The following is a 15,756-nucleotide window of genomic DNA, read 5'->3' as shown; positions in this document are numbered from 1 at the left end:
ACTCCTGTAGCTGATTGTTGTTTTAAATTTCTGTGCAGATAAAAATATACGTGTCTCACAGAAGGCTTTAATTCAATAGAGTACCAAAAATTTTGTGTAGAGCCAATCATGAATTTTGACTACTGAGTCGGAAAATTTGCCCTTACGTAAATAAAAGTCGTTGATTTTACTTTTCTCTAGAGTCTTTGCATGATAATCTGAAAAATAAAATCAGTATAAATACTAATTTGGCGATTGAGTTTTCTTTAAGAATTTTGTAGACGTGGGGGAAGGGAAGGTGACAAAATTGGGCTGGGTTGGAAAAGTTAGGGGACTGCGTAGCAACTCTTTGAAAGCATCATGTAGCTCATTTTTGTTGGGATGCGCGGCTGTTGTGGCGAAGTTTACCATTGGAATTGCGGCTTTTATCAGCCCAGCTTTGGCTCAAAGTAACATAGTACCGGATAACACGCTTGGTTCTGAGGCTTCTAGGGTAATATTCAACTTTAACGGCACTCCCAACGAGGTGATTGGAGGTGGAGCGCAACGGGGGCAAAATTTATTTCACAGTTTCCGAGAGTTTAATGTTGGTGAAAATCGAGGTGCTTATTTCTTTGTTTCTGATCCAAGTATTCAGAATATATTGGCGCGGGTGACGGGAAGTAATCGCTCGGATATTTTGGGTATTTTAGGGACTCGGCAAGTAATTGATGGTAATATTTTTCGCTCCAATGCCAACTTATTTGTGATGAATCCCAATGGGATTATTTTTGGCGGAAATGCCAGTTTAGATATAGACGGTTCGTTTTATGCAACTACTGCAAATGGGATTCAATTTGGAAATCAAGGAAATTTTAGTGCGATAAATCCCCAGACACCAGGGGTATTAACTGTTAACCCATCGGCTTTGTTTTTTGATGCAGTAGCAAAACAAGGTGAAATAGTTAATCGGTCAATAGCTGGTTTAGCAGTGCGTTCAGGAAGAACTTTAGGATTGCTAGGAGGTAATATTGCTCTTGAAGGCGGTAGTTTGTTTGCACCTTCTGGACGAATTGAATTAGGAAGTGTTGCCCCTAATAACCTTGTCAACTTAATACCAAGCGGTACAGCCTTTAATTTTAATTATGAGGGTGTTAATTTCCAAGATATTCGTTTGACACAAGAAGCATTTGTGTCAACTACTGGTAATAATGGTGGTAGTGTCCAGGTACAGGGAAGAAATATAACTGTGGCTGGTGGTTCTATTATTAGCGCAAACCTCACAGGAGATGGGGTTGGAGGTGGTTTAACAATTAATGCCTCAGAGTCAGCGCAGGTAATTGGCGAAAATGCTCAAGGGAATGGTATCAGTGGTTTACGTGTTCAAGTTTCAGCAACTGGAACTGGAAAAGGGGGAGATATGACAATTAATACTCCTACCTTCATTGTCAAAGATGGGGCGCAAATTTCTACAGGTGTGTTTGGAGCGGGGAAGGGTGGAAATTTAAATGTTAATGCTTCAGAAGAAATACAACTTTTTGGAACTACAGTTAATGGTGCATTTTTAAGTGGTTTATATTCTGAAACACGAGGAACAGGTGATGCAGGAGATATCACTATTAACACTCCAAAATTTGTGCTGGATGGAGCGCGAGTTGCTTCTAGTAGTATAAATTCAGGTAAAGGTGGAAATTTAACAGTCAATGCCTCTGAATCTGTTTTGCTCTCTAGCATATCTACCATTCCAAACGATCAAGCAGGATTATTTTCTCAAACGTTTGGAAGTAATTCCGCAGGTTCAATTAGTATTAACACTCCAACACTATTAGTTCAAAATGGTGCAACTATCGATACATCAACTTTTGGTACAGGTAAAGGTGGAGATTTAACAGTTAATAACTCTAACCTTGTTGAACTTATTGGTACCAAAGATGAGCGCGATACTGGGTTATTTGCTAGCACTACTAGAAATGGGAATGGTGGTAATGTCATAATCAATACGGGTTTAATCCGGATTAGTAATGGCGCATTCGCAGGAACTCAAACCTCCGGAGAAGGAACAGCAGGAAACTTGAAAGTTGTATCCGAATCTGTTGAATTACTTGGTACACCTGATCGACCTATCATTAATTTAGGTTCTCAGGCTAATAGAAGCGCAACGGGAAAAGCAGGGGATGTCGAGATAAACACCTCTACTTTAGTCCTCAAAGATGGTGGGCAAGCTTCTGTTGGTACTTTTGGTGCGGGGAAGGGCGGAAATTTGACTGTTAATGCCTCAGCAGAAGTACTACTATCTGGTGTGGCTTCTGATGGAATAACATGGAGTGGTATATTTTCTGAGACACAAGGAAGCGGAGATGCTGGAAATATAACGATTAACACTCCTGTATTGCGGGTTCGAGATGGAGCGCGAGTTGATGCAAATACTCGTAACGCTGGCAATGGGGGAAGTTTAACGGTAAATGCTTCGGAGTTAGTTGAATTAATTGGTGTTTCCTTCAATGGCGAAAACTTTAGTGGTTTATTTGCTCAAACTACCTCACAAGCATCAGGTAATGGAGGTGATTTGAAGATTATAGCTCCGATGTTAATAGTTAGAGATGGAGCTGTTATAAATGTCAGTACATCAGGTTTGGGTAAAGGTGGAAATTTAAACATAAATACTTCAAAACAAGTAGAATTGATTGGCATATCTCCTAGTATGACTAGCGCGACTGGTTTATTCGCAGCGTCGGAAGGAAGCGGAAATGCGGGTTCCATTGAAATAACAACTCCTACTTTACTCGTTAAAGATGGAGCAAGAATTCTTGTTGGTAATTATGATTCAGGCAATGGTGGCAATTTAAATGTTAATGCGTCTGAACTCGTGAGAATAACAGGTAAGTCTCCCGGTGGTCAAAGTTCAAGTGCTTTTTTTGCGATCGCAAATGGAACTTCAACTGGGAATGCTGGTAATTTGACAATTACTACACCTATTTTGTTTATTCAAGATGGAGGAAATATAGATGCAAGTACTTTTGGTTCCGGTCAAGGAGGAAATATAACCCTTAATATATCCGAATCATTAGTTGTTGATGGTCCTCAAGGTACTGGTATACGCACAAATTCTTTAGGTCAAGGAAATGCTGGTTCTCTAACTATTGATACAGGGGTATTAGCTATAAAAAAAGCTGGTGGTGTTACAGCAACTATTAGTAGCTCTGGGAACGGTAGTAATCTTACTGTAAATGCATCTAAATTAGTCGAATTGTCAGGTAAAGAAACCAGGTTATCTACTGGAACTCAAGGTAAAGGAGATTCCGGAGATTTAACAATCACTACACCTGTATTAGTTGTTAGTGACGTAGCGCAGGTCAATACTAGTACATCTGGTTCAGGAAAAGGCGGTAATTTAATTGTAAATGCTTCTGAGTCAATCCAACTAATTGGTTCAACTTCGGATGGGAGGACTTCCAGTGGTTTATTTGCTAGAGCTAATGAAAACTCAACAGGAGATGCCGGGGATTTAACGATTAAAACTCCTGTATTAATTATTCAAGATGGTGCAAGGGCAGAGACTGCCACTTTAGGTTCAGGTAAAGCAGGAAATCTAACAGTAGATGCTTCCAAAGAAGTGCAACTTATTGGTACAACTCTCCCTGGTTTTAATGTTGGTGGTTTAGCAGCTTCAGCAAGACAAGAAGCAACGGGAAATGCAGGCAATTTAACTGTAAATACTCCGATATTGTTAATTAAAGATGGGGCACAAATATCAACTGGTTCTTTTGGTGCAGGAAATGGAGCTAATTTGACCATTAATGCCTCTGAATCTGTGCAAGTTATTGGAAGCGGGAAAACTGGACCTCAACAACCTAGTGGTTTATTTTCCGTAGCAGAACAAAGTGGAAATGCAGGCAATTTAAACATAAATACTCCAATTTTACTTGTCAAAGACGGAGGGACTGTTTCAGCAGGTAGTCGTGGTTCTGGTCAAGGTAGCACCCTAACTATCAATGCTTCAAAGGAAGTGCAAGTAATTAACTTCGGTGGTTTATTTACCCAGGCAGAAAACACGGGAAATGCGGGTGATTTAAGAATTAATACTTCTACCTTGTTTGTGAGAAATGGGGGTATAGTATCAGCATCTAGCCTTGGCGCAGGTCGTGCAGGTAACGTGGAGATTACAGCGGACAAGGTGGAATTACGCGGTGTATTCTCTGAAAACGGTCAACCAAGTACTGTGAGGAGCTTAACAGTTGGGGAGGGTTCAACTGCTAAAGCTGGTGATATTACACTCAAAACTAGAATTTTAAACATCTTTGATAATGCGACTATTTCAACAATTAGTCTTAATCAAGGTCAAGCAGGTAACATCAATATTGGTGCTGACGAACGACTAAGTGCCATAGATGGGACTATTTTCACAGCTTCTCAAGAATCTTCTGGTGGTGCTGTAAATATCACATCTGGAGATATTCTTCTGTTTGGTAATAGTGATATTTCAACTTTTGTACTTAGCGGTGCAGGTGGTGGTGGCGACATAAAAATTACAGCAGACTCAATTCTCGCCTTTGATGACAGTGACATTTTCGCTTTTGCCCAAGATGGTAAAGGTGGTAACATTACCTTTGATACACCAGCTTTCTTTGGACAAAATTATCGTCCCGCAACTCCTGGTACTAATCCACTGACTTTAGAAGAAAATAACCGAGTAGACATCAATGCTAGCGGTGCTGTATCTGGTGTAATTGTTCTACCGGATACAAGTTTAGTACAAAACAACCTGGGCAAACTTCCCCAAGACGCTATTGATACCAATGCCCTCATCGCCAATAGTTGCATAGCTCGCAGAAATCAACAACAAAACGGTTCCTTCTTCATCACAGGTTCCGGTGGTTTACCTGCACGTCCCGGTGATGCTTCTCTTCCTTCCTATTCCACTGGAGATGTGCAACCAATCCCAGCAGAGTCAACAACATTACCAACACAAACACGACCCTGGCAAATTGGCGACCCCGTTATTGAGCCATCTGGGGTATATGAACTACCAAATGGGAAACTGGTGCTTGGTAAAGAATGTTGATTTTAAACCTCATCTATTTTGAGAACCGTAGTTTGTAACTCCAGATTGTGAGATTGCTTCCTTACGTCGCAATGACAAAACTCCACTTTTACGAGGTTTATATCTCAACTAAGCCCTAACAATAGTTACAGAACGCCCATTTTTCGTAGTTGTGACTTCAGTTGTTAATCGCTCGTCAATGGGCAAAGCCTTGGCACGTAAATCGAAAATAATCAACCAACCAAAATTTACCCCCAACCTTGCCAAATAGGAATCTAACTGCTCAATACCCGATTCCATTGGGTCTCTTCTTTTATCCCGCCAAGCTTTTAACTCGATTCCTAGAGTAATCTTGCCATATCTTAAACATAAATCCATGCGATCGCGTCCAATGGCATATTCCCTTTCTAGGGTTCCACCCCCATTCACCACCCGATGCAAAAATGCCATTAGTACCAAATGGGGGGCAATCTCATGGTAAGAAGCGCTACCAAGTAACGGTTCCCCATGTTGTCGCCAAAAGGCTAAAAACGCCTGTAATAGGTCATCCGTATTTAACTCCCCCGATTGAGTTAACCAAGTAGGTGCTATTTGAGGCAAAGAAGCCATCGGTGTCACCGTTAATACTCTAGGTAAAACCTCCCGATAAATTGGATTAGCGATCGCAAGTCCTCCTAACGGGTCCATTTTACATAAGCCCAGGTCGATGACAAATTGAATATCATCATTTGGCACATCACCTAGTTCTAAACCTGCAAGTATGGGTTCAATAATTGCCTTTACCCTTGGTTCTCGCAGCCTTTCAGCAAGGGAATCAAGATGAGTATCTTGCCTTTTAATTAGTATTTCTTTGGCTGCGTGAATATGCTCAGGTGTAATTGCTACATTTACATCCATCACCATCTCTTCAACAATTTCTTTAGCAAGGGCATTTACCAACCAAGGTTGTCCCTGGGTCAAATCAAATGCTGTTGCGATCGCTTCCGGGGTAAAAACTTGTCCCGTGTCTTCAGTATGTTGTTGGTATAATTGTTCAACTTCAGTGGCATTAAAATCTCTCAAGGTGAGGGAGCGGACTTTGATATTAAAGGGGCTTGCTGTATTTAAGCGATCACTTCCACCAGAAGCAACCTTATAATCTCGCACATCTCGTAAACCAATTAACCCAACAGATAAAGGAAAGTTTTTTGGACGTTCGGGATAACCATCACGTAACTGCCGCAAAATCGAAATTAGTGCTTTGTCCTGCAAAGAGTCGATTTCATCTATAAATAATACAACATGTCTTGGTGAAGCTTGCGCCCATGCCTGTAAACTAGATCGAATCCTTTGTCCTGCATCCTCAAACTTCCAAGTAGGTGGTTGTAGTTCTTGGGGTAAACGGATTGCGATCGCATCACTCCAAGCACCAAGAATTGCTAATTCGGCTGTTCCAGGGTCATCACTAAATGGAGCGCCAACTTCCGCAGATACCATGACTGCCGCGTAGTTTCCGCTTTCTGTAAGTTGTTTCGCCAAAGCCAGCATTGCCGTCGTTTTACCCGTTTGGCGGGGAGCATGGATGACAAAATAGCTTTCTTGGGCAATTAGTCGCTCCAAATTCGGCAACCTCACAGTTGGCGGTAGCATATAGTGAATGTCGGCTTTACAAGGACCTGCGGTGTTAAACCAACGAGGCATAGGGATTTGATTACTGTTGTTGGGATGTCCTTAGTGTAGCGCTTCGGGTTGCAGCTATTTTTAATTGCTAATTTTCTTTTCTGTAAAGTTGTCACGTGATATTGTGAGGAAGAGAATCAGTGTAAATACTAGTTTTCCTATTAAATTTAAAACTTTTATGTGTGGGAAAGGGAAAAGTGCAAAAATTGGGCTGGAGTGGGAAAGTGTGGCATTTTCTTGAAGTATCGCCTGCTTCGGTTCTGTTGGGATGCAGGGATATGATGTGGCAGGGACGTAAGGCTCTGTTGCTTGCGTCAATTCTCTTTTCCCCTTTTACGGGTTCCCAATGCCCAGTTTTGGCTCAAAGTAATTTAGTACCGGATAATACACTCTCGTCTGAAAGCTCTAATGTCATATTTAATCTTGGTGGCATTCCCAACGAATTAATTACAGGTGGAGCGCAACGGGAGCAAAATTTATTCCACAGTTTTCGAGAGTTTAACGTCAGTGCTGGACGGGGAGCTTACTTTTTTATTCCCAATGCCAGTATTGCGAATGTTTTGACGCGGGTAACTGGAAGTAATCGGTCTGAGATTTTGGGTACATTGGGTACTATTCAAGCGGTTGGTGATAACTTTGGCCCTTCAAATGCCAACCTGTTTCTAATAAATCCCAATGGGATTATTTTCGGGGAAAATTCCAGATTAGATGTAGGTGGTTCGTTTGTGGCGACTACTGTCAACGGGATTCAATTTGGCGATCGCGGTTCTTTTAATGCCTCTGGTGGTCAACCTTCCCAAGTTTTGACGGTTAATCCGTCAGCTTTTTTCTTCAATCAAATAAACGCAGCACCTATTATTAACCTGTCTAGAAGCGCTAACAATACTAATCCCTCTGCCATTAGTGGACTACAAGTAGCGAATAATCGAAGTTTACTATTTTTGGGTGGCAATATAAATCTTACTGGAGGGATTTTAAATGCTCCTGAAGGAAAAATTGAATTAGGAGGTTTGGCTAGTCCAGGCATAGTGCAACTCGATATAGATGGAAATAATTTTGATTTAATATTTCCTATAGATACAGCAAAAGCTAGTATTGTACTTTCCAATAGAGCTTCTCTGAATACTTCTGGTCTTGGAGGTGGTAGAGTTGAAATACAAGGTAATAATGTCAGCCTTTCAGAAAATAGTAGTATTTCCTCAGTTACTATAGGCAATCAAAATGGTAAGGGAATAAATATCCAAGCTGCACAATTAAATCTATCAAATTTCTCTAACATCAATGCAACAACAGTTGGTTTAGGGAATAGCGGCGATATTTTAATTGATACCGATAATTTGAGTATTCTGGATACTTCTAGTATTAACACCCTTAGCTTTGCAGCTTTAGGAAATGCAGGTAATATTAGTTTAAAAGCTAGTAACTCTATAAACTTAAACAATACAAGCTCATTAGTAACTTTATCCCTTGGTAGAGGTAGTGCAGCTACAGGTTCTGGTGGAAACATAACAATTGAAACTAAAACATTAAATCTCCAAAACCAATCATCTATAATTGCTCAAAGTTTTCTAGGACAAGGCAATGCTGGTAGTGTAAATCTAAAAGCAACCGATACTGTTAATTTGAATAACAGTGCGATAGGCACATTTTCATTTGGAGCGGGAGCAGGGGGTAATATTATAATAGAAACTGAAAACTTGAATCTCCGAGAAGGAACTAATATTGTTAGCAGTACTGTTAATCCTAGAACAGTAGATATAAATTTATTTAATAGTACGATAAATATCCTTAGTAATGGTCAGCCTGCATTACAAGAAGCTTTAACTGCCTTTATCCAAAATTTAATTAACACGATTGATCCAGGAGATACAAATAATTTTGAACAAGCCAAACCAGGTAATATCAACATCTTTGCTTCAAAATCAATAGTATTAAGCGGAGTATCACCTGATGAAAACAATAATATTATATCTACTGCGACTTTCGGTTCTGCTTCTGGTGGAAATATCACGTTAGAAACTGGAGAATTTATAGCTCAGGATGAGTCATTAATTACATCTTCAACTACAGATCAAGGTCAGGGAGGCAATATAGCTTTAACAGCTAGCAACTCCATAAAACTTATCAATAGAAGTCGCTTATCTACATCAACTTCGGGAACTGGTGCCGCTGGAAATCTCAAAATATTTGATACTCAAAACTTAACTATCCAAGATGGAGCGCAAATAATAGCCTCTACCATTGGGGAAGGTCGTGCTGGGAACATCGATATTACTGCCGATACGGTGGAAATCTTGGGTATCTCTGCTGAAGGTTTTAGGAGTGGTATACAAAGTGCAACTTTAGACGAAGCCTCAAGTGCAGATGCAGGTGAAATCAAATTGACAACCCGACTGTTGAATATTAATGGCGGTGCAATATCTACCCGAAGTATCAATCAAGGACAAGCTGGCAAAATTACTATTCGGGTTGATGACAATCTAAACGCATCAGATGGTCGTATCTCTAACTCTTCCACACAATCTTCGGGAGGAGATATTAATATTGATGCCAGAGATATTCAACTTTTCGGTGACAGCGATATTTCTACCTTTGTTTCGAGTGGTGCTGGTGGTGGTGGTGACATAAAACTCACAGCAGATTCTATTCTCGCCTTCAACGACAGCGACATCTTCGCTTTTGCTCAAGACGGAAAAGGTGGTAATATCACCTTTGATACACCAGCCTTCTTTGGACAAAATTATCGTCCCGTAACTCCCAGTACTAATCCACTAACCTTGGACAGTAATAACCGAGTAGACATCAACGCTAGTGGTGCTGTATCTGGTGTAATTGTTCTACCAGATACAAGTTTCGTACAAAACAACCTTGGAAAACTTCCCCAAACCGCTATCGACACCAATGCTCTCATCGCCAATAGTTGCATAGCCCGCAGAAATCAACAACAAAACGGTTCCTTCTTCATCACAGGTTCCGGTGGTGTACCTGTACGTCCTGGTGATGCTCCGCTTCCTTCCTATTCCACTGGAGATGTGCAACCAATCCCAGCAGAATCAACAACATTACCAACACAAACACGACCCTGGCAAATTGGCGACCCCGTTATCGAACCATCTGGAGTATATGAACTACCAAATGGGAAGCTTGTACTTGGTAAAGAATGTTGATTTTATACAAAGGAGATACAAAAGCGGTGCAACAGATGCTTCAAAAAATTATCATTTCGGTGTTTGCGATCGCCCAAAGGGCGGCTCTCTGCTGGAGCATCGCCGCTTTTAATCCAATCTCTCTTACCGCTACAGCCCAATCAACTCCCCCTGCTGGTGTTAATATTCCTCCAAATATTCCTGAACAAATCGAAACTATTCCTAAACCCCCCGAACCTCTTCCCCAAACAGAAATTCCTTCCTCCGCTCCCACTTCTCCACTACAAACACCTTCTAATCAACAACCCCCTCAACAACAACCCTCTCCCACAACTCGGAAGTTTCCAATTAAGGAAATCAAAGTTAAAGGTAATACTGTACTACAAACAGAAATTAATAAAAAAATAAAAACATTCCAAGATAAATATGAAGGTGAATATACTTTTGAAAATTTAATTGAACTCCGTACTGAAATTACCCAGCTTTATCTTGACAACAATTACGTCACTTCCGGAGCATTTATTTTCTTTGATAGTGAGGAATTCAAGCAAGGTATTGTCACAATTCAAGTAGCAGAAGGAAAGTTAGAGGGCATAGAAATACTCGGATTAAACCGCTTACGAGAAGGATATGTACGAAGTCGTTTGCAAATAGCCACTAAAGCACCATTAAACAAAAAACGCCTTGAGGAAGCACTGCAACTATTACAAATTGACCCCCTACTAGAACAAGTAGATGCTCAATTAACCGCAGGACGCGCTCCTGGTTTAAATATTTTACAAGTAACTCTCAAAGAAGCTCCCGCATTTAATGGAGGTATAATCATTGCTAACAATCAATCTCCCAGTGTCGGCTCAATTCAAGGTAGCGTCTATACCAGCTACAATAACCCCTTGGGTGTGGGAGACAAATTCACGGCTGAATACGGATTAACTGATGGATTAAACTTATACGGCTTAGGCTATAGCGTACCAGTAAATGCCCGTAATGGTTCTCTCAGTCTTCGCTATAGCAACAATAACAGCAAAATTATTGAATCCGACTTTGAAGAATTAGGTATCCGGAGCGACTCTGAGAGTTTTTCGATTGCGTTTCGTCAACCCTTCATGCAAACAGTAGAAAGGGAATTTGGTATAGGGATTGGCTTCGATGTACGTCGCAGCCAAACTTACATACTTGATGATATTCCCTTTTCCTTCTCCCAAGGACCAGAAGATGGTCAATCTAGAGTTGCGGTGATTCGATTTAGTCAAGATTGGGTACAACGGGATGCCAAGAAAGTTTTAGCAGCGCGATCGCAATTTAGTTTGGGTATCGATGCTTTCGATGCAACTGTCAACGACTCAGGAATCGATGGACGCTTCTTTTCTTGGTTGGGACAGTTTCAATGGGTACAGCAGTTATCTCCCAAAACTTTAATGCTTGCTCGTCTCAATACCCAATTGACTCCAGATTCGCTGTTATCCTTAGAAAAACTTAGTCTTGGTGGTGTGGATACAGTTAGGGGATATCGCCAAAACCAACTGGTATCAGATAATGGAGTTTTAGCCTCCGTAGAATTTCGTCTTCCCCTCAGCAGTAAACTGAAAACAGTTCAATTAACGCCATTTTTTGAAATTGGTGGTGGGTGGAACAATCGTGCTGAAAATCCAGACCCTGGTATAATTGCTAGTCTAGGTACAGGTTTGCGTTGGCAAGTTACACCCGATTTAAATCTCAGTTTAGATTATGGGATTCCTTTAATTGGAGTTAAAGATAAGGGGAATTCGCTGCAAGATAACGGATTCTATTTCTCTTTAAATTACCAACCATTTCGATGAAAATCATATCTTGCTGGTGGTAAATTTACCAAATTAATTAATACTAAACCTGTAATCATTCCATTTACAATTCCCATTATTGCTCCGGTAATAACTAAATGTAAAAAACTTCCTGTAGCTATACTCTTAAATCCCAAAAATAAACTTAGAGTATAAGCGAAGGCATTAGCATTAACCAAGCATACTATTTGTTTTATGCTTAATCTTAGGCATTTCATGATTGCTAAACCTTGAGCAAAACCCATCACTGTCCCCATACTAGCTCCGAGCCACAATAACCTGACAAGCATTAATGTAGTTGGTAAATCTTCAGTAGTCAAAGCCAATTCTAAGGCAGTTATAACACTGGTAAATAACAATATTATCCATCCTAAAAAAGCTCCAATTATTGTTCCAATTAACCAATAAATGAAATGACGGATATAGTGACGCAAAACAAAACATTGAGCAATTCCTAATACAATACCCCTAATTAAACCGATTAAAATTAAAATCCCATTAGCATTCACATCTTCAAACATTGTGACTGCATTATTTGCGATCGCAATTAGAGTGAAATTGAAAATCTCTGCAACTACATTTGCAATTACCCATCTTTTCCATAAAATGAACCCATGTCTGCGGTGAAAATTTCGGTGTGTGGGTCTAATAATTTGCATCGTAACCTCTCTCACAAAGCTAATCATTACTACCCACATTTCCCGAAAAATCTTATCAAACGGGTTTTGGGTAGAAAATTCATCCTTAAAGCAGCTAAAATTTAAGCACCCAAAAATATACCCAAATTTTGACCAGAAGCGAGGTTGAAAGTCCCAACTGGTAAACTTGCTCCAAAGGTAGTGCAAACATCTGCAACTAAATCAAAAGCAGAACCTCTTGCAACAAATAAGTCAAATCCAGCAGCATCTCCTCTAGCAAAATAAGTTTCACCAATTCCTAACTTAATCACATCTCCCCTAGATAAGTCAGCAATTTGAGCATAATCTGCATTACCACCAAAACCATAGTAAGACCCACTGCGATCGCCTAAAACAAACGCATCATTATTGCTACCACCAACTAAAACATCAAATTCACCTTTCCCCCGTGAAAATTGATTGCTACCCAGCAAAATATCATTACCAGCATCACCGACAACCAAATCATTCCCCGCAGAACCAATCAATAAATCATTACCACCACCACCGAAAAGTGAATCATTACCAGCAAAACCATCAATCGTATTATTGAAATTATTACCAATGACTTTATCCCCCTTTCCAGTTCCCAGCACGTTGGTAAAATTCACAACTTGGAAATTCAACGAACCAATTCCCGGTACATTATTAACAGTAAGTCTATTTTGACTTAAATCAACATTTAAAGAAGCTCCTCCTGAACCACTAGAAGCATTAATTGTATTTCCTTGAACATTAGGAGCAATGATTCTTTCAACATTTAATATTTGGTCAGTACCAAAACTACTTTTACCAATCCCACCACGAGGAAAAAGTGAAATTGCTTGTCTAAAATTACTATAATCAACAGTATCAAAACCACTTCCACCACTAATTACATCATTCCCAGCAGAAGAAACGAAAATATCATTACCTGTGGAACCTAATAATCTGTCGTTGTTCTTAGTACCAAAAATTGTCATTTGTTTTTCTCCGTGTCAAATGTTTTTTATCAAGCCAAAAATCTGTCTGTTTTGAAAGCAAAGCAACATCAGATATAAACTACAGAATCTTGTAGAGCCACGACGCATATTTACAAGTAGTTTATTGCTCAATAATCTGAGATTAGGAAATGTCTTCTTCTCTAATGTTGCTTGATTTAATCAAAAGCGATCGGTCTTATCTCTAGCATCAGAAATTGACTGCTATCGACATATATAGAGTGTCACTTAATAACTTCTAACTCCACATAAGAACATCTTTCCATCCTGTCACAAGTCAAAAATACTGGTCCATCAGGAGTAATTGAAAACAAGAAGTTATCGGGAGAGTAGTCTTCAGCCTTTTTAGAGGTTCTGTCATATACGGGATTAGAACCTATCAGAAATAAGCCTTTAGGTACTGACTTAAGTGTCATATTTTGTCTAATAACTTCTGCTCTTTGAGTATTAGGGTTGTAATATCTAGTTCTCATCACCCCGCTATACCCACTCATCACCAAAGTACTTTCATAAACAACTGCATCAACACTATAGGTTAATTTCCAGGTTCCATATATTGGATTATTCGCATTTCCAACTTGAGCAATAGTATATGATAAAGAGCGAGAATTTTCTGGAGAATATATTGATTGACTTGGGTTACTTCTTGCTTCAACAGACTCTAATCCGAATAATCCAGTTATACCAATAAATAAAATTCCCAGTGAAGCAGATTTCTTTAAATTCATAGTCTTGATTCTTTACATTCCTAAAAGTTTACAAACTGTGAAATAATGATGGAATAAATTTGGGTTTTAGATTTTAGAATCTAGGTTTATTCCAATCTCTAAATCCCAAAATTTAATTCACTTTTAAAACTTATAGCCAACACCAACCTTCCAAAGTGTTCCACCTCCATTAGTGAAATAAGTTCCATCACCATAGAGAACAACATTTTGGCTAATAGCTCCCTCAGCACCAGCTTGCACCACAGCACCAGTACCCAAAGAAACAGAAGAATTACTATCACTTAAAGAAATCGCAGAAGCACCAAGACCTGCATAAATATTTGCATTTTTACCAATACCAAAATCATAGGTGACAGTGGGTACTACCAAAGTTGCACATAAACCACTATCACAAGCACCAGTAACAGTAGTTCGTATCGAAACTGGCTTTAAATCGATACGTCCCGTTACAGATGCTGCTGCACCACTTCCATCAGCACTAACACCAATACCTACATAACTCCCACGCATTCCTTCATCCGCACTAGCAGACTCGGTTTTTAATAAAACTGGGACAGATGCGATCGCACAAACAGCAGTCATCGTCACCACAGACTTCAAAAAGTGTCGCATAATAACCTCTATTCAACTAAGTTCTTAATTTTTTGGAAACATTTACTCAAACACTTCCATCATTGCTTTTTGGCTTTAGGGCTTGGTGTTTGAACCTAAGGGTGTTTTTACTGACACTTATAAGATAGAACTGTTACTGTATAGATAAAATAACCCTTCCTACCAGTTTGTTGGCAGGAATGGTAATGAGCAATGGCACAAAACTGCAATAGAGATAAAAATGCCAGAAATATTTTTGAATCTTGCAAATAATCTCAGTTCTTCGGCATTGGTAACAAGTTAAGATAGTTGATTATTTGTCAATAAGCAGTAATGCTTAAAATATTGAACAAAATCAGCGTGAAAAACACTATTTTTGAGTTTGCGATAAGCGAAGCTTAACGCCAAGGGCGTATCGTATTACAGGAGTCATCGCACTAAACGACGGTTTTTGCACGTTAAGGAATGGAATTAGGATAATTGCCAAAAGTACTATCAAGCAAGACTTTCAGTCTGATGTTTTGGAAGAATCTTTTTACTACTTTTAGACAGTAAATGCCAAAAAAATCAATTTTTTCAATTGTCTAAAACGCTCGCTTAGTATGAGTTTTAGCCTTCTTAATATTTTCTTAGAGTACAAAAAAACCGTATTGGCACAGTCCCGTCTAAGATGTCCTTTGCTGCCAAGTTATCGTTCTAGTGACATATTGATAGATTAATTAACATTTTTAGACACAGAAAATCATCACAATAGCAACATTTCATGTGACACTTTTGCAATGTAATAATGTAGCACGCTTATAAGTAAGTAAAAAGTAAGAATATTAACTGTCACAGATTGTAATATATTCTTTAACCACAGTACTTTTGGGAATTGATGTCTCGCATCTTCCCTGCTCGTTCTTAGCGGAAATGGGGGTGAAATGTTTGCTGAATAAGCGTTTGGACAGTTGTAGTATTTTATCTCGCTTTTTGCTCGGTTTTGGTTTGAAGAGAAGATTAGTAGATAAATAATTAGTACATTACATCGCTTTTTCCCTTCAAATTATAAGGTGAGGGCAATGTATTTACTTTTAACCAAACGGAAATTTTACAAATTTCTGATAAGGAGATTACCAGTCGCGAATTAATTACAACTTCTCCTTATTATTAAAAC

Annotated in this window: 8 protein-coding genes; 3 read left to right on the top strand and 5 right to left on the bottom strand. The window is 39.3% G+C overall.

The features are described from left to right. The first annotated feature begins 277 nt into the window (after positions 1-277). On the top strand, positions 278-5,020 hold the full coding sequence (locus tag ACM03V_RS14910; RefSeq protein ID WP_414621573.1) for a filamentous hemagglutinin N-terminal domain-containing protein: 4,743 nt from the start codon (positions 278-280) through the stop codon (positions 5,018-5,020). A 108-nt stretch (positions 5,021-5,128) separates the two neighbouring features. Here the strand turns inward: ACM03V_RS14910 and ACM03V_RS14905 are convergent, their stop codons facing one another. Continuing rightward, a complete protein-coding gene (locus ACM03V_RS14905) occupies positions 5,129-6,679 on the bottom strand; it encodes an AAA family ATPase (protein ID WP_414621572.1) in 1,551 nt (516 codons plus the stop codon). A gap of 176 nt (positions 6,680-6,855) precedes the next feature. Here ACM03V_RS14905 and ACM03V_RS14900 point away from each other — a divergent pair, with 176 nt between their 5' ends. Together ACM03V_RS14900 and ACM03V_RS14895 are read left to right on the top strand one after the other, a co-directional pair. Continuing rightward, a complete protein-coding gene (locus ACM03V_RS14900; RefSeq protein ID WP_414621571.1) occupies positions 6,856-9,825 on the top strand; it encodes a filamentous hemagglutinin N-terminal domain-containing protein in 2,970 nt (989 codons plus the stop codon). Further along, complete coding sequence (locus ACM03V_RS14895; protein WP_414621570.1) at positions 9,819-11,624, top strand: ShlB/FhaC/HecB family hemolysin secretion/activation protein; 1,806 nt, start codon at positions 9,819-9,821, stop codon at positions 11,622-11,624. Before ACM03V_RS14900 ends, ACM03V_RS14895 begins: the two co-directional genes overlap by 7 nt. On the opposite strand, the gene ACM03V_RS14890 is transcribed toward ACM03V_RS14895, so the two are convergent. The 4 genes from ACM03V_RS14890 to ACM03V_RS14875 all read right to left on the bottom strand — a co-directional run bounded on the left by ACM03V_RS14890 (position 11,606) and on the right by ACM03V_RS14875 (position 14,621). Then, on the bottom strand, positions 11,606-12,283 hold the full coding sequence (locus ACM03V_RS14890) for a hypothetical protein (protein ID WP_414621569.1): 678 nt from the start codon (positions 12,281-12,283) through the stop codon (positions 11,606-11,608). The genes ACM03V_RS14895 and ACM03V_RS14890 overlap by 19 nt on opposite strands. A gap of 101 nt (positions 12,284-12,384) precedes the next feature. Beyond that, positions 12,385-13,263: a calcium-binding protein gene (locus tag ACM03V_RS14885; protein ID WP_414621568.1), complete on the bottom strand. Its 879-nt coding sequence runs from the start codon at positions 13,261-13,263 to the stop codon at positions 12,385-12,387. Positions 13,264-13,505: 242 nt separating this feature from the next. After that, on the bottom strand, positions 13,506-14,009 hold the full coding sequence (locus ACM03V_RS14880; protein ID WP_414621567.1) for a hypothetical protein: 504 nt from the start codon (positions 14,007-14,009) through the stop codon (positions 13,506-13,508). A gap of 123 nt (positions 14,010-14,132) precedes the next feature. Beyond that, positions 14,133-14,621, bottom strand: coding sequence for a hypothetical protein (locus ACM03V_RS14875; RefSeq protein WP_414621566.1), 489 nt, complete (start codon positions 14,619-14,621; stop codon positions 14,133-14,135). Positions 14,622-15,756 lie beyond the last annotated feature (1,135 nt).

The organism is Calothrix sp. CCY 0018 (assembly GCF_963920925.1).
Classification (GTDB): domain Bacteria; phylum Cyanobacteriota; class Cyanobacteriia; order Cyanobacteriales; family Nostocaceae; genus Rivularia.
The sequence above is the reverse complement of the archived record's forward strand: the minus strand, read 5'-3'. Positions and strand labels throughout refer to the sequence as shown.

Bases quoted from the DNA above. Each gene is read 5' to 3' on its own strand.
- ACM03V_RS14905 (WP_414621572.1), bottom strand. From the start codon at position 6,679: ATGCCTCGTTGGTTTAACACCGCAGGTCCTTGTAAAGCCGACATTCAC.
- ACM03V_RS14895 (WP_414621570.1), top strand. From the start codon at position 9,819: ATGTTGATTTTATACAAAGGAGATACAAAAGCGGTGCAACAGATGCTT.
- ACM03V_RS14890 (WP_414621569.1), bottom strand. From the start codon at position 12,283: ATGCAAATTATTAGACCCACACACCGAAATTTTCACCGCAGACATGGG.
- ACM03V_RS14885 (WP_414621568.1), bottom strand. From the start codon at position 13,263: ATGACAATTTTTGGTACTAAGAACAACGACAGATTATTAGGTTCCACA.
- ACM03V_RS14880 (WP_414621567.1), bottom strand. From the start codon at position 14,009: ATGAATTTAAAGAAATCTGCTTCACTGGGAATTTTATTTATTGGTATA.
- ACM03V_RS14875 (WP_414621566.1), bottom strand. From the start codon at position 14,621: ATGCGACACTTTTTGAAGTCTGTGGTGACGATGACTGCTGTTTGTGCG.